The following is a 26,953-nucleotide window of genomic DNA, read 5'->3' as shown; positions in this document are numbered from 1 at the left end:
AAATCCGGTCGGTTTTTACCCCTGTCAGCGCGGACCGGCATTCCTGCTTTTGCCGGTATCCATAGCGGTTATCAAATTCTCTTTATAATTACTGATGTTTTATGACAGGAAATTAACGCACTGGCATTGTCATCGGATCCGGGTGCTGGTACTGAAACCCCAGCTCGCGGCAAATGCGATCGCCATCAACCCGCTTACCCGTGGTATGGGCCGGTGCATGGCTGAATGTGGGCGGGGCCAGCCCCAGATCCCGGGCCATATAAGGATAAAATGCCTCACGGGCCGGGTGCCCTGGGGCGCATAAATTATACAGGTGCCCCCCACGGGGGGTTTGCAGCAGCAGCGTGATTGCCGCGACCACATCATCCAGGTGCACCAGATTCACGCCGTGATTACCATTCGCTGCGTATTTACCGGCAAAAAAGCGCCCCGGGTGTCGCCCCGGCCCCACCAGCCCCGCAAGGCGCAGAATATCTACCGAGGTGCCCGGCAGATCGTGCAGCCAGTGTTCTAATTCACACAGCACCTGGCCGCTGGCGGTGCGCGGCGTCAGCGGCGAACGCTCTGTGACGACCCCTTCCGCGTCCCCGTATACGGCGCTGGAGCTGGTAAAAATAATGCGCGGAATATGGTGAACCAGCGCGCTGTCGACTATCTCCTGCACAGCCTGGCAGTAGAAGTCATCCCCCTCGCCACTGCGGCGGGCGGGAAGTGTGATAACCAGCGCATCGGCACCGGCCAGCAGCGTTTCCAGATCGTCGCTGTCGCACTCAAGCTGCGGCTGCAGATTCAGCAGGCAGCTATCCACCCCGCACATCCTGGCGGCCTCGACCCCGTCAGGGGTGGTTTTACTGCCGGTCACTTCCCAGCCCCGCCCCATCAGTGAGAGCGCCAGCGGCATCCCTAACCATCCCAGCCCGACAATAGCGACCTTCTTCATGACTTTCTCCTGCGCATTTTGCTTACCGTGATAAGGCTACGCCAGCATCCGGGAACTGACAATTCATCCACCCGGATGAGATTATCTGATTGTGTAAAAAAAGCACTTGCCTTATTCAGCGGTTCTGGTTTAGGTTAAATGCACACGTTGAATAGACATTCACAAAGAGAATTTAATGAACAGCTTCCCGGTTACTCGCCATCACCATCACCACCATCATCCTGACTAGTCTTTCAGGCGATTGGTGCTGGAAGACATACAGATCTTCCAGTGGCGCGAACCAGCTGTTAATGAGCCCCCGGAAGGTCAACCTTCCGGGGGCTTTTTTATTACCGTTTTAACGCAGACCGTTAGCAAATTTAAGGATAGAGACCATGTCAGATAATTCACGCTTACGCATAGCTATGCAGAAATCCGGGCGCCTGAGCGATGATTCGCGGGAGCTGCTGGCCCGCTGCGGGATCAAAATTAACCTGCACACCCAGCGCCTGATTGCGCTGGCCGAAAATATGCCTATCGATATCCTGCGGGTGCGCGATGATGATATCCCGGGCCTGGTGATGGATGGCGTGGTTGATTTAGGCATCATCGGTGAGAACGTGCTGGAAGAAGAGCTGCTCAGCCGCCGGGCCCAGGGGGAAGACCCGCGCTATTACACCCTGAGGCGCCTGGATTTCGGCGGCTGCCGCCTGTCGCTGGCGGCCCCGGTCGATGAAGCCTGGGACGGCCCGGAATGTCTGCGCAATAAACGTATCGCCACCTCCTACCCACACCTGTTAAAGCGTTATCTCGATCAGAAAGGCATTCCGTTTAAATCCTGCCTGCTTAATGGCTCTGTCGAAGTGGCCCCCCGGGCCGGGCTGGCGGATGCGATTTGCGATCTGGTGTCCACCGGCGCCACCCTGGAGGCTAACGGCCTGCGGGAAACCGAAGTGATTTACCGCTCTAAAGCCTGCCTTATCCAGCGCGATGGCGAAATCACCGCCGCCAAACAGCAGCTTATCGACAAACTGCTGACCCGTATCCAGGGGGTGATTCAGGCCCGCGAGTCTAAATACATTATGCTGCACGCTCCCAGCGAGCGCCTGGACGAAGTGATCGCCCTGCTGCCGGGTGCTGAGCGCCCGACCATTCTGCCGCTGGCCGGTGATAAGCAACGCGTAGCCATGCACATGGTCAGCAGCGAAACCCTGTTCTGGGAAACCATGGAAAAACTGAAAGCGCTGGGCGCCAGCTCCATTCTGGTGCTGCCTATTGAAAAAATGATGGAGTGATAGCGATGTCGACCTTCAACACAATCATCAACTGGAACGACTGTGATGCAGCCCGCCAGCGCGCGCTCCTGATGCGCCCGGCTATCTCCGCCTCGGACAGCATTACCCGCACCGTGCGCGATATTCTGGAAAATGTTAAAGCCCGCGGTGATGAGGCCCTGCGCGAATACAGCGCCCGCTTTGATAACACCCAGCTTGATGCCCTGGCGGTGTCTGACGCGGCCATCAGCGCCGCCTGCGACCGTCTGGACGATGAAATCAAAACCGCCATGGCCTGTGCTGTGGCGAATATCCGCAAGTTTCACCTTGCCCAGCGCCTGCCGGAAGTCGATATTGAAACCATGCCGGGGGTACGCTGCCAGCAGGTCACCCGCCCGGTGGATTCCGTGGGGCTGTATATTCCCGGCGGCTCGGCACCGCTGTTTTCAACGGTATTAATGTTAGCTACCCCGGCGGAGATTGCCGGGTGTCGTAAAGTGGTGCTGTGTACCCCACCCCCGGTGGCGGATGAGATTCTTTATGCGGCCCGGCTGTGCGGCGTGCAGCAGGTGTTCCAGGTCGGCGGGGCCCAGGCGATTGCCGCCCTCGCCTTTGGTACTGGCTCCATCCCGAAAGTGGACAAAATCTTCGGCCCGGGTAATGCCTTTGTGACCGAAGCGAAGCGCCAGGTGAGCCAGCGGCTGGACGGGGCGGCCATTGATATGCCCGCGGGCCCTTCCGAGGTGCTGGTGATCGCCGACAGCGGCGCTAACCCGGCGTTTGTGGCCTCTGATCTGCTCTCCCAGGCGGAGCACGGCCCGGACTCCCAGGTGATTTTACTGACCCCGGATGCCGACATGGCCCGCCGGGTAGCCGCAGAGGTTGAGCAGCAGCTGGCCTGCCTTTCCCGTGCAGAGACCGCCCGCCAGGCGCTTTCTGCCAGCCGCCTGATTGTGGCCCGGGATCTGGCCCAGTGTGTGGCTATCTCCAACCAGTATGGCCCGGAGCACCTGATTATTCAGACCCGTAACGCCCGGGAGCTGGTTGACCAGATAACCAGCGCCGGATCCGTATTCCTGGGCGACTGGTCCCCGGAGTCTGCCGGGGATTATGCCTCCGGCACTAACCATGTGCTGCCCACCTATGGCTACACCGCCACCTGTTCCAGCCTCGGGCTGGCGGACTTCCAGAAACGGATGACCGTTCAGGAGCTGTCTGCCCGGGGGTTCAGCGCCCTGGCCTCCACCATTGAGATTCTGGCCGCCGCTGAACAGCTGACTGCCCACAAAAATGCCGTGACTCTGCGCGTTGCCGCCCTGAAGGAGATGCCATGAATACTGAACAACTGGCCCGCGCCAATGTCCGCGCGCTCACGCCTTACCAGTCTGCCCGCCGCCTGGGCGGTAAGGGTGATGTCTGGCTGAACGCGAACGAATACCCGCAAGCGGTTGAGTTTCAGCTTACTCAGCAGACCCTTAACCGCTACCCGGAGTGCCAGCCCGGAGCGGTTATCGAGCGCTATGCCGCTTATGCCGGGGTCGCGCCGGAGCAGGTGCTGGTCAGCCGCGGCGCAGATGAAGGTATTGAGCTGATTATCCGCGCCTTTTGCGAGCCCGGTGAGGACGCCATCATCTACTGCCCGCCCACTTACGGGATGTACAGCGTGAGCGCGCAAACCATTGGCGTGGCGTGCCGCACTGTGCCCACGGATGAAAACTGGCAGCTGGATTTAGCCGGGATCCAGGCTCAGCTTGACGGCGCAAAGGTGGTTTTTGTCTGCAGCCCGAATAACCCCACCGGGCAGCTTATCAACCCGGACGACATGCGCACCCTGCTGGAGATGACCCGCGGGAAAGCGCTGGTTGTGGCGGATGAGGCCTATATTGAGTTCTGCCCCCAGGCAAGCCTCGCCGGCTGGCTGGCGGAGTATCCGCACCTGGTTATTCTGCGCACCCTGTCGAAGGCCTTCGCCCTGGCGGGCCTGCGCTGCGGCTTTACCCTCGCCAGTGAAACGGTGATCAACCTGCTGCTCAAAGTGATTGCCCCGTATCCGCTCTCTACCCCGGTGGCGGACATTGCCGCCCAGGCACTCACCCCCCGGGGGATCGCCGCCATGCGTGAACAGGTCGCCACTGTGTTACGCAACCGCCAGTTACTGACTGAGCAGCTGCGCCAGACGGCCTGCATTGCGCAGGTGTACGACTCACAAACCAACTATGTGCTGGTGCGGCTGGCGGACTCGGATCCGGCCTTTAAATCCTTGTGGGATCAGGGCATTATCTTACGTGATCAGAATAAACAGCCGGGCCTGCGCGGTTGCCTGCGCATCACCGTGGGCACCCGGGAAGAATGCCAGCGGGTGCTGGATGCCCTCAGCAAACAACCTTCACTGACAACGGCGGAGAACCCATGAGCCAGAAGTACCTCTTTATTGATCGCGACGGCACCCTGATTGCAGAGCCACCGGAAGATTTCCAGGTGGACAGCATGGCCAAGCTGGCCTTTGAGCCGGAGGTGATCCCGGCCCTGCTGAAGCTGCAGCAATCCGGATACCGGCTGGTGATGATAACCAACCAGGATGGCCTGGGCACCAACAGTTTTCCCCAGGAGGACTTTAACGGCCCCCATAATCTGATGATGCAGATTTTCACCTCCCAGGGGGTGGTGTTTGACGATGTGCTGATCTGCCCGCACTTTCCGGCGGATAACTGCGACTGCCGGAAGCCGAAAACCCGGCTGGTGACCGGGTATCTGGCCGAGGGGGTGATGGACCGCGCCCGCAGCTATGTGATTGGCGACCGGGAGACGGATCTGCAACTGGCGGAGAATATGGGCATCCAGGGGCTGCGCTACCAGCGTGACACCCTGGGCTGGAAAGCCATCAGCGAGCAGCTCACCCGCCGGGATCGCTATGCTCATGTGGAGCGTAACACCCGGGAGACCCAGATTGATGTCCAGGTATGGCTGGATCGGGAAGGCCCGAGCACAATTAAAACCGGGGTGGGCTTCTTTGACCATATGCTGGATCAGATAGCCACCCACGGCGGGTTTCAGATGGCGGTGAAGGTCAAAGGCGACCTTTATATTGACGACCACCACACGGTGGAAGATACCGGCCTGGCCCTGGGCGAGGCGCTGAAAAAAGCGCTGGGCGATAAACGCGGTATTAACCGCTTTGGCTTTGTGCTGCCGATGGATGAATGCCTGGCGCGCTGTGCGCTGGATATTTCCGGGCGCCCGCACCTGGAATATAAAGCGGAATATAACTACCAGCGGGTGGGCGATCTGAGCACCGAAATGGTTGAGCACTTCTTCCGCTCGCTCTCTTACGCCATGGGCGTGACCCTGCACCTGAAAACCAAAGGTAAAAATGATCACCACCGGGTAGAGAGCCTGTTCAAAGCCTTTGGCCGCACCCTGCGCCAGGCTATCCGCGTGGAGGGGGATGTGCTGCCCTCTTCTAAAGGGGTGCTGTGATGAGCATTGTGATCCTCGACACCGGCTGTGCGAACCTCTCTTCCGTGAAGTGGGCCGTGCAGCGCTTAGGTTATACGCCGCTTGTCAGCCGTGATGCGGATGTGGTGCTGAATGCGGATAAATTATTTTTACCCGGGGTGGGCACCGCCCGGGCGGCGATGGAGCAGCTGCGCGAGCGGGGGCTGATTGAGATGATCAAAGCCTGTACCCAGCCGGTGCTGGGGATCTGCCTGGGGATGCAGCTGCTGGGCAGCCGCAGCGATGAAAGTGATGGCATTGATACCCTGGGGATCATCGACGCGCCGGTGGAAAAAATGCGCGACTGTGGCCTGCCCCTGCCCCATATGGGCTGGAACCGGATAGTCCCCAAAGCCGGAAGCCGGCTGTTTAACGGTATTGATGAAGGGGCCTGGTTCTATTTTGTCCACAGTTACGCCATGCCGGTCAATGAGTCGACCATCGCCCACTGCCAGTACGGTGAGCCTTTCACGGCGGCGGTACAGAAAGATAATTTTTACGGCGTACAGTTTCACCCGGAACGCTCCGGTGCGGCAGGCGCCCGGCTTCTGAAAAACTTCCTGGAGATGTGATGATTATTCCGGCGCTTGATTTAATTGACGGCACCGTGGTGCGCCTGCACCAGGGTGATTACGCCCAACAGCGGGATTACGGCAGCGATCCGCTCCCCCGCCTGCAGGATTACCAGGCCCGGGGGGCGCAGGTGTTGCACCTGGTTGACCTGACCGGTGCGAAAGATCCGGCCCGTCGCCAGATCCCGCTGTTAACCAAACTGGTGGCCGGGGTCAGCGTGCCGGTCCAGGTGGGGGGCGGTGTGCGCACCGAAGAGGATGTGGCGGCCCTGCTGGCTGCCGGTGTCAGCCGGGTGGTGGTGGGCTCCACGGCGGTAAAAGATCCTCAGCGCGTGGGCCAGTGGTTTAGCCGCTTCGGGGCTGATGCCCTGGTGCTGGCGCTGGATGTGCGAATTGAGAACGGCGAAAAACGCGTGGCGGTCAGCGGCTGGCAGGAGACATCCGGCGTGACCCTTGAGCAGGTGGTGGAGCAGTTCCTGCCCTCTGGCCTGAAGCATGTGTTGTGTACCGATATTTCCCGGGACGGTACCCTGGCGGGGGCCAATGTGGCCCTGTATCAGGAGGTGTGTGCCCGCTACCCGCAGGTGGGGTTCCAGGCCTCCGGCGGTATTGGTTCACTGGCGGATATTGCGGCCCTGCGCGGCAGCGGTGTGAGCGGGGTGATTACCGGTCGCGCCCTGCTGGAAGGTAAATTCAGCGTAACGGAGGCAATCCAGTGCTGGCAAAACGGATAATCCCTTGTCTGGACGTGCGTAACGGCCAGGTGGTGAAAGGCGTGCAGTTTCGCAACCATGAAATTATTGGCGATATTGTGCCGCTGGCAAAACGCTACGCCGAAGAAGGCGCAGATGAGCTGGTGTTTTACGATATTACCGCCTCCAGTGATGGCCGGGTGGTGGACAAGAGCTGGGTCTCCCGGGTGGCTGAGGTTATCGATATTCCGTTTTGTGTGGCCGGGGGGATCAAATCTATCGACGATGCGGCGCAGATCCTCTCTTTCGGGGCGGATAAAATTTCGGTGAACTCCCCTGCCCTGGCCGATCCTCAGCTGATTACCCGGCTGGCGGATCGCTTCGGGGTGCAGTGTATTGTGGTAGGTATCGACACCTGGTTTGATGAGACCAGCGGGAAATACCACATTAACCAGTATACGGGGGATGAATCCCGCACCCGCATTACCCAGTGGGAGACCCTGGACTGGGTAGAGGAAGTGCAGCGGCGCGGTGCTGGTGAGATAGTGCTGAATATGATGAACCAGGACGGCGTGCGCAATGGTTATGATCTGGCGCAGCTGAAAAAAGTGCGCGCAAAATGCAAAGTGCCGCTGATTGCTTCCGGTGGTGCCGGTACGATGGCGCACTTTCTGGAGGCGTTCCAGGAAGCGCAGGTAGACGGGGCGCTGGCAGCCTCGGTGTTCCATAAACAAATTATTAATATTGCAGAGCTAAAGCTGTATCTGGCTCAGCATGGCGTGGAGATTCGACAGTGTTAACAGAACAACAGCGGGCACAACTGGACTGGGGAAAAACCGACGGACTGCTGCCGGTGGTGGTGCAGCATGCAGAATCCGGCGAGGTGCTGATGCTGGGCTATATGAATCAGGAAGCGCTGGCGGTGACTGAGCAGACCGGCAAGGTGACATTCTGGTCGCGTACGAAGCAGCGACTGTGGACCAAGGGCGAGAGCTCCGGCCATTTTCTTAATCTGGTGAGTCTGACTCCGGACTGCGATAACGATACGCTGCTGGCGCTGGTCAACCCCATCGGGCCCACCTGCCATAAAGGCACTTCCAGTTGCTTCGCCGGGGCGCAACCTCAGTGGCTGTTTCTGTATCAGCTGGAGCAGTTGCTGGCTGCGCGCAAGACGGCAGATCCGGAAAGCTCATACACCGCCCGGCTGTATGCCAGCGGGACTAAGCGTATTGCCCAGAAAGTGGGTGAAGAAGGCGTGGAAACCGCGCTGGCGGCAACGGTGCAGGATAAGTTTGAGCTGAAGAATGAGGCGTCTGACCTGGTGTATCACCTGCTGGTGCTGTTGCAGGATCAGGGGCTTAGCCTCGGGGACGTGATTGGGAATTTAGAGGGGCGGCACCGGTAGTTAATATCCCTTTTATGTTAATGAGTGACATTATGAAAACGAGTTCTGATAGAAGGTCAGGACTCTTTTTCATATAAAAAGGTTAAATTATAACCACTAAAAAAACCATTTTCACATGTGACATAAAAAGTCAATTATTTTTGTGAGTTTCTCAAATTAAATCACATAAATATAAAATGTATTATAGATGTTTCTACTGATAATATACTGCCTGTCTTTTTTAGCGTCACTGTAGAAGGTTTATGATTTGTCTACTTTAAGATTTACTGCTCTCGATGGCATTCGCGGTGTGTTAGCTGTAATGGTTATGCTCAGTCATATGTTTGGTAGCCTTATGGGATGGCCACTGGTTCGTCCATTCAGTGGCGCTTATCTTTGTGTGGTTTACTTTTTTATGATGAGTGGTTTTGTATTAACTCACGCTCATTCCGGCGGAAACTTTATAAAATATCTGCTAACCCGATTAGCCCGACTGTGGCCATTACATGTTATATCAACCACTTTGATGGTTTTAGTATATTTATATAATAAACGCCATGGAGGATATGTATCCAGCCCAGATATATTCATGATCTCCACGTACATAAAAAACATATTATTTCTCCATGGAGTTACCAGTTATTCTTTTCAGCTTATCAATGAGCCATCATGGAGTATTAGCATTGAATTTTGGGCATCCTTACTTATTCCGCTGATTTTTACCCGGTTAAGTTTGAGCATTAAAATAATTATCGCTGCAATGTCATTTATTGTACTTTATCTGAAGAATAAAAGCGGTATCCCCCCGACCTTCTCCACTGCAGCTCTTTCAATGCTAATAGGATCTATTTGCTACCAACTCACAAAAAATAACATGGCAATAACCTTTATTCGTGAAAAATATAGCCTTATATTTATCACATTTTGCGGAATTATCTGCCTAACAGGAATCTATGCATTGAATAAAAGTCGCTTAGACTTTTTCCTACTCATTGCTTTTATCCCTCTCTTATTTACAGATTTTCTTCCTGAAGGATCATATATCACTAAAATACTATCATCATCTTTTTTTTCCTTCTTAGGATATATCAGCTTTCCGCTATACTTACTACACGAATCAATTATCGTGTCTGGTTTTCTTTCTGTCTTACCACAAAATTATCTATCTCTAATTCTGGCATCCTCAAGTGCTATTTTGATCGCATTTTTATATGCCAGATTCGTTGATGACTATCTTTATCGTTATCTTAAACAACGGATAGCTAGTCTATTTAAGTAAATCAAAGAACTCGATGTAAGTATAAATCTAGATAAAGAGGGATTCTATCATCCGAAGTTCAGTGGCCATGATCCTACCCACGTAATGTGGGCACAGCTCTAAGCGAGGTTCTGGTTTTCAAACTATTCTGGGCTGAGTCCTCAATGTCAGAATAGTTGTCACCCTGTCTGAAAAATCATCCTGAGGGGGGGTAATCCTCCCGAAAAACCGGTGCAGGCATAAGTGGAATTTTCTCCTAACCTGATGCAGGAGGATTTCTATGAAACGATCACGTTTTACCGACAGCCAGATCATCGCGATTCTTAAACAGGCTGAATCCGGAGCGGGAAAAGCAGGCAGCATAATAAACGTCAGGGGTGATAACTCCGTTGACACTTACCGCATCCCTGACAGTACATCCGGCTTCGACGGACTTCAGAACGGCATGATCTGGTGTTCGGTGAGTCAGGCTTTACGCATGGCGATCTCCTCTGGAGGACATAATCAGTATGTCGGAAGATCTCTAAAAGAGAATGGTTCACTTTGCAGGGATGATTACAGTGGGAATAGTGGCATACAGCATCATTTATAATGATAGCTAATGGCTGAAAATCAGAAAGTTTCAAAAAGTAAGCGCGATAACAGTCTATTTAAGAATAACGGTAAACCTACTGCCGATAAAAGCGATATTCTCATAACATCGCACCGCATTCAGGTTAGGAACGACATTCATTCATATTTGCATTAGTTTTCAAAATTATTTTCTTCTGAAGACTTTAGTATAACGCCAGGTTTTTGACGTCATTATATCTCTAATATGTACTTTATACTCTTCAATTTGATCGTGAAGTATTGTATTTTTTCTAATTTCCGAATCCAGTGATAACTTTAATATATCATTCTTTTTTTCTTCTGTGGACAATGATGATAGAAGAATATGATTTTTATTTTTCTCTGTATCCAAGGATAATCTCAATATTTCGATATCGTTCTCTTTCGAAGAAAGTAGCTCATTGATACTATTCAAATTATCATGTAGCCTCTCTATATTTTCATTCGAAACTTTCAGTGCATCATTTACATCATTTAATTCCCCTTCAAACAACCCACATTTTTTCGAAAGAAAATCACGTAGCTTAATTAAATATTCAAAATAATTTAATTGTAGTAAGTCATCAAGAAAGATAACAAGCTCTTGTTCATAGAGTTCATTTTTATCAATTTTATATGCAGCGATAGTTTCTCTGGAACAATCATAAAATAATTTGTAAGCATCACCAGATAGGGTATCAATATTCCATTTTAAAAAAGAGAGTGCATAATTTACAAAATCTTTTCTTCGCCTGGGGTATAATGAATATTCCTCTAGAAAAAGTCGAACTTTCTCTAAAGCATCAATAGCACATCGCCATGAGATATTTCGTGTATTTTCCAAAGAACATGCTCTATTTACCACATGTTCAATCAGAATATCAGAAACAATAGTTATTCGGTTAGCCATGAGCATCTGAGTAACAGTAAAGAAAAGATCATTACTTGTTCTTATTTCCTGAAAGAAAATTCCACTAGAAATTATTCTTTCACGGCGATACAACTTATCCCATGGCCACCATACAAAAGCCCGAAAGAAATCTGATTCTATCTCCCCCCCCGAAAAAACCGACTTTGATGGTAATAAATCATCTCTAATAGTCCATGGAGTATCTGTAACTTTTCTTGTATTCCAGTCAATAAATTGTGATCGACAAACAGCAATATCAGCATTACATGCTGATGCAGTAGCATATAATTTCTCTAACATGTTGACAGCAATGAGATCATCATCATCCAGAAAAATTATATACTCGCCTGTAGCTATCTGAAGCCCTTTATTCCGTGATTCACCTGCCCCATTATTATTATCGTTACTTAAAATAATAATTCTCGAATCATATTTAGCATACTCACCAATCATATCTAAAGTAGTATCAGATGAATGATCATCAACAATTATTATTTCAATATTGGCTAGTGTTTGTTCTAATATTCTAGATAATACAGTAGGGAAGTAAGATGCTGCATTATAAATAGGTATAACAACACTAACCGCAGGTTGTATGTTATTCATATTCATTTATCCTGATGCAGTGTAGATTTAAATGTAGGCTATTTAACTAATATATAAAATTATCTGCCGTGAAGAGAGCATTCTTCCGGCAGCCAGATATATTATTTTTTGTTGTTTAGTTTTGACTCTGTCAGAATAAAACCGGTTTCAATAATTCTTTCCAAATCATTAATTTTTGAATTTAATCTTTCTATTCTTTCATTACTTTGCCATAATAAATTTCTAAGCTCATTATTTGATACATGTTTATATTTAATCCCTCCCTTAACTTTATAAACCAAATGTCTTATAGACATTAATATAAAATCAACCATACCAAGTTTATAGTAGTTAAATATAATCTTTTGTTTTATAGATAATGACTGCTTACCATTCATTATTTCAATGAAGAATTTTTCATCCTTCCTAAGTAAGCAAACTACTAGCTCTATACTTTTACGATCATAATATTTACTAGCAAGATACTTCCTGACCTCATCTTGAGTATATTTACTAATATGTGAGATCATAATCTGATAGAATTGATGTGAGAATTTTGGGTTCAGTTCTTGTTGAACCCACGACAAATGACCTATCAACCAATTTAGTGAGTAATCACGATATTCCGAAACTAATTTCTTTTCAACTAAATAGTTATAGATAACTTCATGTTGATGAAAAACTCCTAATAAACGCTCACCTCCGGCAGACATAGTCTGACCGACTCTATTACGTCGATGAAAACAGAGAATCTCATCAACAAAACTAACCCGATTAGCATTTAATGTTGTAAACCAATGAAAACCATTATCTTCAAAAAAATAGTCACCAACAGGAAATAGTAAGTGATTGTTAACCAGTAACTCTCTTTTATATATTTTCCGCCATGGAACTGGTAGTAAATCAAGAACCATCTTCTTATTATCTGATGAACGAATATCTAAAGATGATATACCTGATAATTTATTCCATCCGGGCTCGAAAGGGGCATTTTTTAACCCAGACTCTGATTCAAACTCCATAAAATTACACATAGCAATATCAGCACTATTTATTTCTGCTGATAAATAGAGTTTTTCAAACATTGTAGGGTCATACAAATCATCACCATCGGCAAACCCGATATAATCACCAGTAGCCGCTTCAATACCTATATTAGCTGGAGTTGCGACTCCACCTGGCGAATTCTCTCCCATTAGAATAGGTACAATCCGATTATCTTTAGCAGCATACTCACGTATAATATCGCAAGTTTTATCACTGGAGCCATCATCAACGATAATAATCTCAATATCTGAAATTGTTTGATCTATTACATTCTGAATACTATCCCCTATATATTTTTCAATATTATATGACGTAATAATAATAGATAATTTCGGGGACATATTAGAATCCTTTATTCAGAATAAATTTATATATGACGGAATACGTATCTTTATCTGTATGATAAATTCGTTGCAACTCTTCGAATGATATTTTTAAAAATATATTCTGTATTGAAGATAGTAGTTGCTGTTTATAAGATGTATCAATCACATCTTTTGCCCAATCTAATAAGCAGGCTGCAAATTTCCAAAATTCAAACAAGTAAGGCTTATATATGGGTTTACTTTGTAAAGTACTATAGAGCACATTAGCAGCATCAACACACTGCAAGCGTAATGCGCTTTTATTATTTGTTATATTTCCACCATCAGGATCAAATATATAATCGCAAATTACATCAGTAGAAACATATATTTTTTTGGCGTTCATTAATATCATCCAATGAGGAAGAATATCCTCATGCAATCGCAACCTACCAAACTCAATATTATTTGAACGCAAGAAATCTGCTCTACATATTTTGGTCCATGGATAATTTGTGACCGTCAGAAAATAAGGAAATTTAGCTGGTTCAAATATTAATCCAAATTTATTTTGAACCTCCATATAGATTTGGCTATCACGTTCCCACATGCCAATATCTTTTTTCTCTTTACCAAACATTATAGCGTATCGTAACACTGCAACATCAATATTATTTTTATCAAGAAAAGCAATTGTACGGTCAACCGCATTTCTACGCATCAAATCATCGCTATCGAAAAATAAAATATACTCGCCAATAGCATGCTTAAGCCCCTCATCTCGAGCAACACCAGGGCCACTATTCACAGGCAGAGATATAACGTGGATGTTCTGATGTAACTCTGCATAATTACTAATAACTTCAACTGTATTATCAGTTGAACAATCGTCAACAATAATAACTTCATAACTACAAGTAATTGCAGATGAAAAGGATAACAGCGTTCTACCAATACTTTTACTGGCATTATAAGCTGGTATAATTATAGATAATTTAACTTCTTGTGAAGCCATAGGAACCTCAAAAATATTTTTCACTTAATTTTTTTGACAGCTTACTGGAAATTTTTATCGCAGGGACGTCTATATATTTTTCAAATAATGATGAAATCATAAAACATAGAACCACTGTACCAAAAAATGTAACCAGGAAGTTAGTTAAGGAAACTTCAGATACAGTGTTTTTTAGTACCCACGTTACTACAGTCAATATGGTTGCATGCATTACATACAGTGGGAAAGATATTTTCCCAAGATACTGGAATGGTTTTTTATTAAGAATCAGCTCAGCAATATTAGATCCACATAAAGAACAAAAAAGAAGCATGCTTCCTGTTAGCATAAATAACTGATACAAAGTCTTGTATTCTACGCCATCAAAATAAGAAATATAGGAGTACATGCCTCTATATAGTTCTACGCCATCTCGCTGATATGGCGTAGTTACAAAAATGATACCGAGCACCAGGAAAATGATACGAGCATACGCCGTAAATGAACATTTACCATGAACAAACATATCGCTTAAGATCATGCCAAAAACAAATAGCGAATAGAAGGAATTATTTATATATAAGAAAAGAAACACTATAGAATAGAATAAAATTCTATACTTATGACTCCCAAAAAAAGAAAGTAAAGCAAAAACGAGAAAAGAACCATACATCTCATAGGAAATGGTCCATAATGCATAATTAGTCAATGCTGTATGTTCAAATGGTGCAAAATATAATGCTTGTGTAATGGCCTCCCAAAAAGTCAAGTTCATATTATACCCGGTATAATGGTATAATAGAAAATAAACACAATACATTATTATCATTGATGCAAGTATTGGTAATATTAATCTAGGATAACGCTTCACTACGCCTGAGAAAATAATTTTATTATCATGTGATTGATTAAATTTTAATGATAAAACAAAACCACTTAAAATAAAAAAAATACAAACAGGAGCAATCCCACTATAGATAATATTTAATGGCGTCCAGGCAATGAGTCTGCGAAATTCGCCTCCAACTCCAGACATACCTGTAAATCTTATATCTGGTTTATAGAAATTGATACAATGATCAATTATCACGATAAAGCAGCATATTCCTCGCAACCCTTCTAAATAATCTATTTTTTTCATAATAATTAATAAATTAATCCAAAATAATTAAAATGCTAACCACCTTGTAAATTTCACAAATAAGACAGAAAATAAAATACAAAAATAGAACCAGAATACATCATGGTGAATGAAGTCAAAATTCCCCCTAAAATAAAGCATCACATATGAATTAATTTTAATGATACTGTAACTTTTTAGATAGCCTCTATAGTAACTTATCTTTTAGAGATATTAAATCGGAGCTTTGACGGCCAAACTGTATGGTCTTTACAACGTAAGTATACATGCGATGAACATCTGTAACGCCTCATATCAATTTACTTCCTAGTGCTTATCTAAGTAAGCATAAATGTTTCGATATGAACGTTTTCAGGCTATAACGCTTATAGCGTCAATCATTCACAGCTTGAGATGCGATTTAAAACAGGCCATCATAAGATGGCCTGTTTTTTTTATTACATTACTCTTATGAACTTAACCACTCTGTATGAAATACACCTGGTTTATCAACACGCTTATAAGTATGTGCACCAAAGTAATCACGCTGAGCCTGGATCAGGTTCGCCGGCAGAACCGCAGAACGGTAGCTGTCATAGTAAGAGATGGCCGCAGAAAACGTCGGGGTCGGGATACCATTTTGTACCGCATACGCAACCACGTCACGCAGCGCCTGCTGGTATTCATCAGCCGCTTTTTTGAAATATGGCGCCAGCAGCAGGTTCGCGATGGCTTTATTTTCTGCGTAGGCATCGGTGATTTTCTGCAGGAACTGGGCGCGAATAATGCAGCCAGCGCGGAAAATCTTCGCGATTTCACCGTAGTTCAGATCCCAGTTGTACTCCTCAGAAGCCGCACGCAGCTGAGAGAAGCCCTGAGCATAAGAGACGATTTTGCCCAGATACAGGGCACGACGAACCTTCTCAACAAATTCAGCTTTATCTCCGGCAAACGGCTTAGCCTGTGGGCCAGTCAGCACTTTTGAGGCCGCAACGCGCTGATCTTTCAGGGAGGAGATATAGCGGGCAAATACAGACTCAGTGATCAGGGACAGAGGCTCACCAAGATCCAGGGAGCTCTGGCTGGTCCACTTACCGGTACCTTTGTTCGCGGCTTCGTCCAGAATCACATCAACCAGGTATTTACCTTCTTCATCTTTTTTAGTGAAGATATCTTTGGTGATGTCGATAAGGTAGCTACTCAGCTCGCCTTTGTTCCACTCGGTGAAGGTGGCAGCCAGCTCTTCGTTGGTCAGATTCAGGCCATGTTTCAGCAGGGAGTAGGCCTCAGCAATCAGCTGCATATCGCCATATTCGATGCCGTTATGCACCATTTTCACATAGTGGCCAGCGCCATCATTACCAATGTAAGCCACGCAAGGCTCACCATCTTCAGCAACCGCCGCAATCTGTTTCAGAATCGGTGCGACCAGTTCATAGGCCTCTTTCTGCCCACCAGGCATGATAGAAGGACCTTTAAGTGCACCTTCTTCACCACCAGAAACACCCGTGCCGATGAAGTTGAAACCTTCTGCAGACAGTTCACGATTACGGCGAATAGTGTCCTGGAAGAAGGTGTTGCCGCCATCGATCAGGATATCGCCTTTGTCGAGATAAGGTTTCAGAGATTCGATAGTCTTATCGGTACCCTCGCCCGCTTTCACCATCAGCAGGATGCGGCGTGGTTTTTCCAGAGACTCAACAAATTCCTGCACCGTATAATAAGGAACCAGTTTTTTGCCCGGGTTCTCAGCGATGACTTCGTCAGTCTTCTCACGAGAGCGGTTGAAAACGGATACGGTATAGCCACGGCTTTCGATGTTAAGTGCCAGGTTGCGCCCCATCACCGCCATACCGACGACGCCGATTTGCTGTTTGGACATTACAAACTCCTGTTGGATATGTTTATTATCGGCCCCCTACAGGCCGGTAACGCGTTGAAGCATAATAGCACAAAGAACGCCATTTTCTGTGCACCTATTGCCTGATGACGAATAATGGTTAAGGATAAACCAGCTAATTTGTTCTCTGACTACCTAATTAAACGATGAGTAATTTATACAGTGTTCTGTATTTAAAGACAAAAATTAATCTTATCTAAATTTTACTACCTAACCTCTCACCACATCATGGTACGTTTTGAGGGTATTATGAATAACCAACTTACTGGAAAATTTGTCGATAACTCTTTTACGTCCACGAATCCCCATCCGGATTCGCTCATCAGGATTACTCAACAAATATTCTAGTTTCTCCGTTAACTCATCTATAGAATTACTTTTAACAATAAGCCCATTGTCATTATTGATAATCAGGCTTTGACATCCTCCGACATCATAAGCAATACAGGCCCGACCTACAGAAGATGCCTCCAGAAGAATTCTCGGAATACCTTCAGAATAAACCGATGGTAAGGCAACAATATTAGACTCTTCAATGAGGTTACAGACATTATTCGACCGGCCCAGCCAGTTAATCAGCCCATCCTGATGCCAGCGCTCGACAACATCGACAGAGATTGCGTCTTTATCATGTTCCACCAGAATGCCTGCCACATTCAGCGTAAAACGAATACCACGTTGATGAAGACGTTTTTTTGCTTCTACCAAATCACCAAGCCCCTTACTCCACAGCAAACGACTGGCAAACAGCACCACCGGAGTTTCTCTATATTGTTCCAGTGAGTATTTATAAATTTCGGGATCAATACCTGCACCGTCAATAACAATAGTGCGATCCTGACTGATACCAACCAGAGAACTCAGGCAGATACGATCTCGCTCATGTTCAAACATGAATACGCTGTGTCTATTGTTAGCAATAAATTTGTAGGCATGAATAGTAATGTGACGTAATAATTTCAGTAACATTCCCTGTGCAGAGAATACACGACCTAACCCTACAAAACTGATAACCACAGGCTTTCTGGCACGTCTGGCAATAACTCCACCGATTAGACAAGGTTTAATTGTAATGCAATGAATAAGATCAGGGTTTATTTTCTTTATAATTTTAACTGCCCGTTGAAATGCTTTAATAAAAACTAATGGATTAAAAGATTGCGCTTCGATGGGAAGGTTATGGCAATGAAATCCAATGTTAGCAAATTTACCTACTATTCTATCATCAGTGAAATGACTTATCACGTGGATTTCATAACCAGCATTACGCGCAGCAATAGCCCGATCGACCCAGTGTAAATCAAAATACCAGTCCGAATTAATAAAGTAACACAATTTTTTCATTTATGTGCTCACTGATGCTGCTTGCCACTTATTCTTTTTATGCCATGCGTAATTCCTTTGCATAAAAATGATAAGTAACGCCATTTATTTTTTTGGAACGGAAGTTGTGCTATATATTTAATAATTCGCAGATAAATTGCACCATAACTAAAAACAGGTCTATCCGGAAAATATTTCTGACCAAGAAAAAGATTACGAATCAGATAATATATCTTCCACTCAGGATTAATACATCGCCCCTGAATACTGACATCATGTCTAAAGCGTAGTTCAGGGCAAAAAAGAATGCTACATCCATCAGATGATAAACGGTAGCCAAAATATAAATCATCAAAATAAATAAATAGTTCTGAATGAATATCTTTTGTATATTTTCTTAAGATATCGCTGCGAATAATCATACCAACAAAGGACACGCTCTGCACTACTGATGCCCGTTGCATATCGGGCAGATATCTTTCCGGATGGCGTACATAGTCAACATTTTGACTGAATGTAGCCGGAATTCTACTAAACGGAAGATTCATGCCACAGATATTCGCATTGAGATCCCGAACAGCACCACAAAATACCTCATGTCCCAGCGAAGCAAAGGAGGAAAAATTTTCCAGCATATTCGCTTCAGGATAGGCATCATCATCATAGAAGACAACCCAGTCACAATCGATTTGCTGGTTAATATATTCACTCCCTGCTTTAAAGCCCCCCGCACCACCACCGTTCACACGGAGGTTAAGCAGTGATAGCCGCTCATCCGTCAGAGAGTCTAACCATGCTGAGGTTCCATCCGTGGAACCATTATTGACAATAACGATATCATTGAAGGGTTGCTTCAGCGTTTCAGATATCGTCTTTTTTAACTTTTCCAGCCGGTTAAACGTTACAATTAGAGCAGTACATCTCATCGAACGCTTACCGTGAACACCGGCATAGACTGTTTATTTTCCAGTGAGTTAAGATAGTCATCTGCCGTTTTTAGTGCTTCTGCAATAGTCACGTCCATATCAAGATAACGATAAGTCCCCAGACGCCCAACAAAAGTAATATTTTGCTCAGCCTCTGCAAGCGTCAAATATTTATCCAGCAGTGCCATCTCACCCATCTGGCGGATAGGATAATACGGGATATCATTCTCACCACATGATCGGCTGTACTCTTTATAACAAACAGAACCTTCATGCTTCTCCCACGGAGAGAAGTATTTATGTTCGGTGATTCGAGTGTAGGGCACATCCACTGAACCATAGTTCATTACCGCACAACCCTGGAAATCCCCCTGATAGGTAAATTTTTCAAAATCTAACGTACGGTAACCCAGGCGACCATGTTGATAACCGAAGAAGGCATCCAGAGGACCACTGTAGAAAACATGATCATAACTGGCGCGCTCCTCATGATTAAAACTGCGGTTAAGTTCCAGCGTAATATTCTCATGATCAGCAATACTATTAATCAGGCAAGTATAGCCATCCTCAGGCATCCCCTGGAATTTATGATTAAAATAATTATCATCATAATTAAAACGCACCGGCAGACGTTTCAAAATAGAAGCCGGTAACTCAGCAGGTTGCATACCCCACTGCTTAATCGTATAACCTTTGAAGAAGGCTTCATACAACTCTTTGCCAATAAATCGCAGAGCCTGCTCCTCAAAGGTTTTGGGTTCAGTAATTGAGCTATCACCTTTTTCAGCAATTAAGGCTTTTGCTTCGTCCGGAGAACAGGTCTTACCAAAGAATTGATTGATAGTGTGCAGATTGATCGGCAGTGAAAATACCTGCCCATTAACCGTCGCCTTGACTCGATTAATATAAGGCATCATTTTTGTAAATCTATTTACAAATTGCCATACTGTCTCATTATCAGTGTGAAAAATATGCGGGCCATAGATATGTACCATAACATCAGTATCTTTATCACGCGCATCATAGGCATTACCAGCAGTGTGATTGCGCTGATCGATAATGGTAACTTTATGCCCATGCTCCGCAAGTTGGCGGCCAATAACCACTCCTGAAAAACCGGCACCGACGATTAATATATTCTTTCTGTTCATTGCTGGCCCTTAAATCATTATCCGGAAATTGCACGTCTTACTTTATAATAGCATTTTGTAATAAGGTTACGCCGGGAGGTACCAACCGGAGCATACTTATTGACTAAAAGTCTAAGCTGATTTTTAATTCTGGTTTGAAGCAACACTCTATTCTTTACAGGTCTCGTAGCCCGATCAGAAGTAATGCCTAACTGTTCCGTTAGAATACGCCCATAGACTATTCTCTCCCAGGGAGTGCCTGTAATATTTTCCATAAAATCGTCAAAAAAATCAACTTTATCTGTATTCCATGGTTTATTCTCACCTGCATAATGGATCATATTAGGCGATCTTCTGGCCTGCAAAAAACGCATATAAGTAGCGAATTTTAAATTAGGAAAAAAATCGTCAGTATTACCATTACCGTGATATACGTTCCATTCCGGCGGTAGAAATACAACCCGATCATAGAATACTTTATTCATAATATCCTGATCCAGAAACCAGTATTTCTTCGCTTTCATGGTTTCCATCAGCCTGGAAAAAGTATTTTCTTCAACCATTTTGGCGATATTAAAAATAATAATACCGGCCTGAAAATAGGCATCCGGATCATCCATATTTAATGTTGACTTAAGATACTGCTCTGCTGGCATAACACCATCATCGGATTCCGACATTGCGCCAAACTTAACAAACCCCTCCATTACAATATCTTTTACGGCACCGACCAGATTATTACCAAGCTCAATTTCCATTAACTGAGCAAGATCGGTTTTAACCACAGTATCTGAGTCAATAAAAATAACTTTCGGAAAATCACGAAAAAGGAGTGGAATAAATAAACGGGCATAGGTTGATGCGCTAAAATGCGCACGAGTATGTACACCGTTCATCTCACTAAATGCATTCACATCAAAAAAACGTAAACTTATATTAGAAAACCCATGAACCAGAAGCATTAGTCTTTTTTTATTTAGTGCAGACACTCTGTTTTCCAGCACTACTATATCATAATTTTTAGTAGGTTCAGCATGCCGGACGATAGAGTTAATCAACGCGCCGCCACTGATTGCATAGTTATCATCAAAGCTGATAACTATCGGGGCAGCATTCTCACTAAAAGCGGGTTTTAGCTTACCATTAAATGTTTCTTCAGTAACAAATGTACGCTGCAGCTCTTTTATTTTAAGCTGTTTTTCTTCTTGTTGCTTAATTAAGTAGATATTAAAAAGACGCTCAGCGATATGTCCAATAACACGCTTTTCCTGCGCATTATAGTTATTCATCGAAATGCGATGTTCGAGCACAGATAATATAGAAAACAGCCACTCAGAATAGGCAGTGAACATGTTCTTTTTCATTACAAACATGTTAGTATAGTAACCGTCTGCTGCCGTATTAAACGTTTTTATCGCCGAAGCATAATCGGGATACAGTTCAGTAACGACCTCAATCGCAGCCTGATAATCACCAATATGAAGGAATTCACCTTTTTCGTAATGCTCAAAATTATTTTTACTTCCCGCGGAAGTCACTGACCATTTACGGGGGACAACCAGGTCATAGCCCCTAATACTTTCACTAATTACTTCGTCACTAAGCCCGAACTTAGCTTCATAAGCGGCATCAATCACAGGAGAGTTAACAACCCCCCAGACGTCTTCAGGATAATCCTGTTTAGGTGAAAAATTCAGATGACGACGATAGTGCATAAACCCGACATAATCGGCCAGATGCTCATTTTTCCATACCCAATAGTGTGCAGTCAGTTCACAGTAGAACGGATTTTTAAAAGATATATTGTCACCAGTATCATCACCAGGGCAACCAATGTCATTCAGTGAATTTGCTTTACCAACGTGTAGCGGGTGAATTGTTGCTGCAGAAAGAAAGGAGCTTGGCTTGTGATGACAAGTATAAATTTTAATATCGTTCATGTTAAATCTCAATTTAAGCCATGGCTTGTTTATATTTTTCTACAACTTCTGCAGCAGAGCCAATTTCGCGCAGGTGATGGTTCTCAATCCACACAACCCGATCACAAATTTTTTCAACATCTTTCATATTGTGACTTACAAACAGAATCGTCACGCCCCGACTTTTAAAATCATTAATTGTCTTCAGACATTTAGCCTGGAACGCAATATCCCCTACTGCCAGCACCTCATCAATAATTAAGATATCAGGATCTACCTGAGTAATTACCGAGAATCCCAGCTTCGCCAGCATACCACTGGAATAAACGCGGATCGGTTCATCGATAAAATCACCCAGTTCGGAAAACTCGATAATCTGCTCAATACGGGCCTGGACGTCTTTACGGCGCAGACCCAGCAACGTGGCATTAAGATAAATATTCTCCCGCCCGGTGAGCTCCGGATGAAAACCACCGCCAAGCTCCAGCATTGACGCAATGCGTCCATGTGTAGTCACAGTCCCACTGGTTGGTTTCATCACACCAGCGACCAGCCCCAGCGAGGTGCTTTTCCCTGCGCCATTACGCCCGATCAGAGCAACAGCCTCGCCCTTGTTGACAGAAAATGAGATATTCTCAATCGCCATATATTTACGACCACGGAACAAATTTAATGCGCGTCGTGGATGAAAAAGCAGCTCCTTAATACCAGAACCAATATGATGATAAAGCGGATACTGCTTTGTTACATTATCAAATTTTATTACTGGTTCCATTACAAGATCTCTGCAAATCGATATTTCAGCTTATTGAACACATATTGACCAGCGATTAACAAAATAATCCCTGAAAGATAAAGAATACCTATGTGCTCATAATTTAACACACCATTCATAAACAGATCACGCCAGCTAATAATCATACTCGCCAGGGGATTATAAGTGATGATCCAGCCGTAGCTTTCCGGAATCATATCGGAGGCATACAGGATGGGGGTGCAGTAGAACATCAGCATAATCCCCAGGCTCACAAAACGCTCCAGATCGCGAAAAAACAAATTAAGCGTGGAGAAAATTAACGACACACCAAAAGTGAATATAATTTGACCAATAGCGATAAGCGGCACCCCCCACAACCAGTCGAAAGATGGCGACATATCATAGACATACAGGAAAACAATGATGACCGGAATAGTGCACAAAAAATGCAGACCTTCCATCATTACGTTACTGAGTGGAATCACCGAGCGCGGAAAAACTGTCTTTTTGATAATCTGCGCATTAGCAATAAACGAAAACAATGAGTTGGTTGCTGAGCTGGCAAACCACTGCCAGGGAAATAAGCCAGTGATCAAAAACACAGTGTAATTGGGAATCTGTACCCGCATAACCAGTTTAAAAATGAAATAATAGATCATGGCAAAAAGCAGCGGATTTGCGATAGACCACAAATAACCAAAAAAACTGCTTTTATACCGAACCTTAAGTTCTTTATTCGTGATAACTACAACTAAATCAACCAAATAGCCTAAATTATACTTCATTATTAAGTGCTCATTATTCTTGCCACACTGCCCGTCAGAGTTTATGCAGTACAGAAATGGCAACGCTACCGCCCTTGGCTTAGAGATACCAATGCTCTCACAACATTCCCAACATAAATCGCTAACTTGTGATAAATGTGCCGTGTATCAATAAATTACCTAAAAAACAGGGGGTTCCCCCCCTAACTACTGCTACTGTTTTGCGCGTGATTATCGGCTCAATCCAGCAACGACTCAACCCGCGCCCTGAACTTCTGCCCTTCTTTCAGGTTGCGCAACCCGTACTGGACAAACGCCTGCATATAGCCCAGCTTCTTGCCGCAGTCATAACTTTGCCCGGTCATCAGCATCGCTTCCACCGGATGATACTGATTCACCGCCGCAATTGCATCTGTCAGCTGATAACGTCCCCAGGCACCCGGCTGCACTTTTTCCAGCTCAGCCCAGATATCCGCGGAAAGCACATAGCGCCCTACCGCCATCAGGTCAGAATCCAGCGTCTGCGGCTCATCGGGTTTTTCGATGAAATCAACAATCCGGGCCACCTGCCCTTCGTTTTCCAGCTTTTCATCTGTCGTGATAACGGAATACTCAGAGAGATCACCGGTCATACGTTTCGCCAGCACCTGGCTGCGGCCCGTATCATTAAAGCGTGCCACCATCGCGGCCAGATTATAGCGCAGCGGATCCGCTGTTGCGTCATCCAGAATAATGTCCGGCAGCACCACCACAAACGGGTTCTCGCCAACAATCGGCTTAGCGCACAAAATGGAGTGCCCAAGACCCAGCGCATGACCCTGACGCACGTTCATGATAGTTACGCCCGGCGGACAAATGGATTTTACTTCCGCAAGCAGCTGGCGTTTTACACGCTGCTCCAGCAGCGCTTCCAGCTCGTAAGAGGTGTCAAAATGGTTTTCAACGGCATTTTTGGATGAGTGCGTAACCAGCACAATCTCTTTGATCCCGGCGGCGACAATTTCGTCTACGATGTACTGAATCATCGGTTTGTCGACGATTGGCAGCATTTCTTTAGGAATTGCCTTGGTCGCAGGCAACATGTGCATCCCCAGGCCTGCAACAGGGATAACAGCTTTTAAATTAGTCATTCTCAATCCCACCTCAAAATGGTTGGTGAATTATAGCCTTTTCGTGCTCCGAAGCCAGCAGGTTTTACGATACAACACCCATCGCGCCGCCACCGGCCAGGGCAAAAGGTCTGGTGCAGGAAAAATACCGGTCAGAGATACAGAGTTAGCCAGGAATTATCGTAAAAGCGCAGAATTCCATGGGTTATTAGCGCACAAATAGTTTACCCGTTCATATATTGCACCAGGGTAATGGGATGATTCTGGTTTATTTCACTTTTACTGGCGCCGCCTGCCAGACAAAAATTGCATTTCCCCCGCTGCTTATCCATCCTATTAGTGTGAAATTCGTCATCTTACTGAAGGTAACCACGTTTTTGTATGGAATGGCTTGTTGACCCCTCAATCTGGGTGGGGCTGATTACTCTGATAGTTATTGAACTGGTACTGGGTATTGATAACCTGGTGTTTATTGCCATCCTCGCGGAAAAGCTCCCCGCCGGGCTGCGGGATCGGGCCCGTATCACCGGTTTAATCCTGGCGATGCTGATGCGCCTGGTACTGCTGGCCTCGATATCCTGGCTGGTCACGCTGACCACACCACTTATCCACTTTCGGGAGCTCGCCTTCAGCGCCCGGGATCTGATCATGCTGTTCGGGGGGCTGTTTTTACTGTTTAAAGCCACGGTGGAGCTCAACGAGCGGCTGGAGGGGAAGGACCATGAAAATGTCCCTCAGCGCCGGGGGGCGCGCTTCTGGCCGGTAGTGGCCCAGATAGTGATCCTCGATGCGGTATTCTCCCTGGACTCCGTTATCACCGCCGTAGGCATGGTGGACCATCTTGCGGTCATGATGGCGGCAGTGGTCATTGCCATCTCGCTGATGATCCTCGCCAGCAAGCCCATCACCCGCTTTGTGAACAGCCACCCGACCATTGTTATCCTCTGCCTGAGCTTCCTGCTGATGATAGGTTTCAGCCTGGTGGCGGAAGGGTTTGGTTTTGCCATTCCCAAAGGTTACCTGTATGCGGCCATCGGCTTCTCGGTCATTATCGAAGCGCTTAATCAGCTGGCCATATTCAACCGTCGCCGCTACCTGACAGCCAACCTGTCATTACGCCAGCGCACGGCAGAAGCGGTTATGCGGCTCCTCAGTGGCCGCCAGGAGCAGGCCGAGCTGGGGGCTGAAACCGCCACGCTGGTAGCCGACGGGGCCAACAAAACCGTATTTAACCCCCAGGAGCGGCGGATGATTGAGCGGGTGCTGAATCTCAACCAGCGCACCGTCAGCAGCATTATGACCTCACGCCACGATATTGAGCATATTGACCTCAATGCCTCAGCCGCGACCATCCGCAGCCTGCTGGATAAAAATCAGCATACCCGGCTGGTTATCACCGAAGGGGCAGATAACCCGATTGGCGTGGTGCACGTTATCGATTTGCTGCACCAGTTGCTGCACAACCAGCCGCTTAATCTGCAGGCCCTGGTGCGCCAGCCCCTGGTGTTTCCTGAAGGGCTACCGCTGCTGCACGCCCTGGAGCAGTTCCGCCACGCACGCACCCACTTTGCTTTTGTTGCGGATGAATTTGGCTCTGTAGAAGGGCTGGTTACGCTCAGCGACGTCACCGAAACCATTGCCGGGAACCTGCCCAATGAGGTCGACGAAACGGACGCCCGCTACGATATCCATAAAAACCACGACGGCAGCTGGACCGTTAACGGCCATATGCCCCTGGAGGACCTGGTGCAGATAATCCCCCTGCCCCTGGATGAAAAGCGCGAATACCACACGGTTGCCGGCCTGCTGATGGAGCACCTGCAGCATATTCCGTGCCCCGGAGAGACCATCGATATCGGCGGCTACCGGATCCGCACCGACGAGGTCGACAGCCACCGGGTACAGAAGGTGACCATCACCTCCCCCCACAGCACACGGGCGCTGGATTACGAAGTCTGAAAACAACAAGGCCGGGAATA

General features: G+C 46.5%; 24 protein-coding genes and 1 other annotated feature. Of the genes, 11 read left to right on the top strand and 13 right to left on the bottom strand.

What is annotated here, in order from left to right; genetic code table 11:
* Window positions 1-112 precede the first annotated feature (112 nt).
* A complete protein-coding gene (locus EBL_RS07065) occupies window positions 113-940 on the bottom strand; it encodes an SDR family oxidoreductase (RefSeq protein WP_002439982.1) in 828 nt (275 codons plus the stop codon).
* A gap of 204 nt (window positions 941-1,144) precedes the next feature.
* Window positions 1,145-1,270: a sequence feature (His leader region), on the top strand.
* A 44-nt stretch (window positions 1,271-1,314) separates the two neighbouring features.
* On the opposite strand from EBL_RS07065, the gene hisG reads away from it, so the two are divergent.
* From hisG to EBL_RS07015, 10 genes are all read left to right on the top strand, one after another.
* Window positions 1,315-2,214, top strand: coding sequence for an ATP phosphoribosyltransferase (gene hisG / locus EBL_RS07060; protein ID WP_002439981.1), 900 nt, complete (start codon window positions 1,315-1,317; stop codon window positions 2,212-2,214).
* Window positions 2,215-2,219: 5 nt separating this feature from the next.
* The gene (hisD, locus tag EBL_RS07055; RefSeq protein WP_002439979.1) at window positions 2,220-3,527 is read left to right on the top strand and encodes a histidinol dehydrogenase; all 1,308 of its coding nucleotides are present in this window, start codon (window positions 2,220-2,222) and stop codon (window positions 3,525-3,527) included.
* Entirely contained in the window at window positions 3,524-4,606 is a 1,083-nt protein-coding gene (gene hisC / locus EBL_RS07050; RefSeq protein ID WP_002439977.1) for a histidinol-phosphate transaminase, read from the top strand. The genes hisD and hisC overlap by 4 nt, the downstream gene beginning before the upstream one ends.
* Window positions 4,603-5,670, top strand: a complete 1,068-nt coding sequence (hisB, locus tag EBL_RS07045; protein WP_002439974.1) for a bifunctional histidinol-phosphatase/imidazoleglycerol-phosphate dehydratase HisB — start codon at window positions 4,603-4,605, stop codon at window positions 5,668-5,670. Before hisC ends, hisB begins: the two co-directional genes overlap by 4 nt.
* Window positions 5,670-6,260 carry an imidazole glycerol phosphate synthase subunit HisH gene (gene hisH / locus EBL_RS07040; protein ID WP_002439973.1) on the top strand — a complete coding sequence of 197 codons (591 nt, stop codon included), beginning with the start codon at window positions 5,670-5,672 and terminating at the stop codon, window positions 6,258-6,260. The genes hisB and hisH overlap by 1 nt, the downstream gene beginning before the upstream one ends.
* Window positions 6,260-6,994, top strand: coding sequence for a 1-(5-phosphoribosyl)-5-[(5-phosphoribosylamino)methylideneamino]imidazole-4-carboxamide isomerase (gene hisA, locus EBL_RS07035; RefSeq protein WP_002439972.1), 735 nt, complete (start codon window positions 6,260-6,262; stop codon window positions 6,992-6,994). The genes hisH and hisA overlap by 1 nt, the downstream gene beginning before the upstream one ends.
* Complete coding sequence (gene hisF / locus EBL_RS07030) at window positions 6,976-7,752, top strand: imidazole glycerol phosphate synthase subunit HisF (RefSeq protein ID WP_002439970.1); 777 nt, start codon at window positions 6,976-6,978, stop codon at window positions 7,750-7,752. The genes hisA and hisF overlap by 19 nt, the downstream gene beginning before the upstream one ends.
* Window positions 7,746-8,357, top strand: coding sequence for a bifunctional phosphoribosyl-AMP cyclohydrolase/phosphoribosyl-ATP diphosphatase HisIE (gene hisIE / locus EBL_RS07025; RefSeq protein ID WP_002439969.1), 612 nt, complete (start codon window positions 7,746-7,748; stop codon window positions 8,355-8,357). Before hisF ends, hisIE begins: the two co-directional genes overlap by 7 nt.
* Before the next feature lie 247 nt (window positions 8,358-8,604).
* Window positions 8,605-9,615, top strand: a complete 1,011-nt coding sequence (locus tag EBL_RS07020; protein WP_002439968.1) for an acyltransferase family protein — start codon at window positions 8,605-8,607, stop codon at window positions 9,613-9,615.
* 259 nt (window positions 9,616-9,874) lie between these two features.
* Window positions 9,875-10,186: a hypothetical protein gene (locus tag EBL_RS07015; protein ID WP_002439967.1), complete on the top strand. Its 312-nt coding sequence runs from the start codon at window positions 9,875-9,877 to the stop codon at window positions 10,184-10,186.
* Window positions 10,187-10,351: 165 nt separating this feature from the next.
* Here the strand turns inward: EBL_RS07015 and EBL_RS07010 are convergent, their stop codons facing one another.
* The 12 genes from EBL_RS07010 to galF form a co-directional block, all read right to left on the bottom strand.
* A complete protein-coding gene (locus EBL_RS07010) occupies window positions 10,352-11,701 on the bottom strand; it encodes a glycosyltransferase family 2 protein (RefSeq protein WP_014715948.1) in 1,350 nt (449 codons plus the stop codon).
* A 101-nt stretch (window positions 11,702-11,802) separates the two neighbouring features.
* Window positions 11,803-13,068, bottom strand: a complete 1,266-nt coding sequence (locus EBL_RS07005) for a glycosyltransferase (RefSeq protein ID WP_002439965.1) — start codon at window positions 13,066-13,068, stop codon at window positions 11,803-11,805.
* A gap of 1 nt (window position 13,069) precedes the next feature.
* Window positions 13,070-14,047 (bottom strand): glycosyltransferase family 2 protein, encoded by a 978-nt coding sequence (locus EBL_RS07000; RefSeq protein ID WP_002439964.1) that lies wholly within the window; start codon window positions 14,045-14,047, stop codon window positions 13,070-13,072.
* A gap of 7 nt (window positions 14,048-14,054) precedes the next feature.
* Window positions 14,055-15,167: an acyltransferase family protein gene (locus EBL_RS06995; RefSeq protein ID WP_002439963.1), complete on the bottom strand. Its 1,113-nt coding sequence runs from the start codon at window positions 15,165-15,167 to the stop codon at window positions 14,055-14,057.
* A 448-nt stretch (window positions 15,168-15,615) separates the two neighbouring features.
* On the bottom strand, window positions 15,616-17,028 hold the full coding sequence (gene gndA, locus EBL_RS06990; RefSeq protein WP_002439962.1) for an NADP-dependent phosphogluconate dehydrogenase: 1,413 nt from the start codon (window positions 17,026-17,028) through the stop codon (window positions 15,616-15,618).
* Window positions 17,029-17,256: 228 nt separating this feature from the next.
* Complete coding sequence (locus EBL_RS06985; protein WP_002439961.1) at window positions 17,257-18,390, bottom strand: glycosyltransferase family 4 protein; 1,134 nt, start codon at window positions 18,388-18,390, stop codon at window positions 17,257-17,259.
* Between the two features lie 8 nt (window positions 18,391-18,398).
* Window positions 18,399-19,295, bottom strand: coding sequence for a glycosyltransferase (locus tag EBL_RS19725; RefSeq protein ID WP_002439960.1), 897 nt, complete (start codon window positions 19,293-19,295; stop codon window positions 18,399-18,401).
* Window positions 19,292-20,446: a UDP-galactopyranose mutase gene (glf, locus tag EBL_RS06975; RefSeq protein WP_002439959.1), complete on the bottom strand. Its 1,155-nt coding sequence runs from the start codon at window positions 20,444-20,446 to the stop codon at window positions 19,292-19,294. Before glf ends, EBL_RS19725 begins: the two co-directional genes overlap by 4 nt.
* 17 nt (window positions 20,447-20,463) lie before the next feature.
* Window positions 20,464-22,365, bottom strand: coding sequence for a DUF4422 domain-containing protein (locus EBL_RS06970; RefSeq protein WP_002439958.1), 1,902 nt, complete (start codon window positions 22,363-22,365; stop codon window positions 20,464-20,466).
* A gap of 13 nt (window positions 22,366-22,378) precedes the next feature.
* On the bottom strand, window positions 22,379-23,119 hold the full coding sequence (locus tag EBL_RS06965; protein ID WP_014715946.1) for an ABC transporter ATP-binding protein: 741 nt from the start codon (window positions 23,117-23,119) through the stop codon (window positions 22,379-22,381).
* Complete coding sequence (locus EBL_RS06960) at window positions 23,119-23,886, bottom strand: ABC transporter permease (RefSeq protein WP_002439956.1); 768 nt, start codon at window positions 23,884-23,886, stop codon at window positions 23,119-23,121. The genes EBL_RS06965 and EBL_RS06960 overlap by 1 nt, the downstream gene beginning before the upstream one ends.
* A gap of 218 nt (window positions 23,887-24,104) precedes the next feature.
* On the bottom strand, window positions 24,105-24,995 hold the full coding sequence (gene galF / locus EBL_RS06955; RefSeq protein WP_002439955.1) for a UTP--glucose-1-phosphate uridylyltransferase GalF: 891 nt from the start codon (window positions 24,993-24,995) through the stop codon (window positions 24,105-24,107).
* Between the two features lie 360 nt (window positions 24,996-25,355).
* Here galF and EBL_RS06950 point away from each other — a divergent pair, with 360 nt between their 5' ends.
* Window positions 25,356-26,933, top strand: a complete 1,578-nt coding sequence (locus EBL_RS06950; RefSeq protein WP_002439954.1) for a TerC family protein — start codon at window positions 25,356-25,358, stop codon at window positions 26,931-26,933.
* The last annotated feature ends 20 nt before the right edge of the window (window positions 26,934-26,953 follow it).

Origin of the sequence: Shimwellia blattae DSM 4481 = NBRC 105725 (genome assembly GCF_000262305.1) — a bacterium.
GTDB classification, from domain to species: domain Bacteria; phylum Pseudomonadota; class Gammaproteobacteria; order Enterobacterales; family Enterobacteriaceae; genus Shimwellia; species Shimwellia blattae.
Note: the sequence above shows the minus strand (reverse complement) of the source record. Positions and strands in the feature narration are given on the sequence as shown.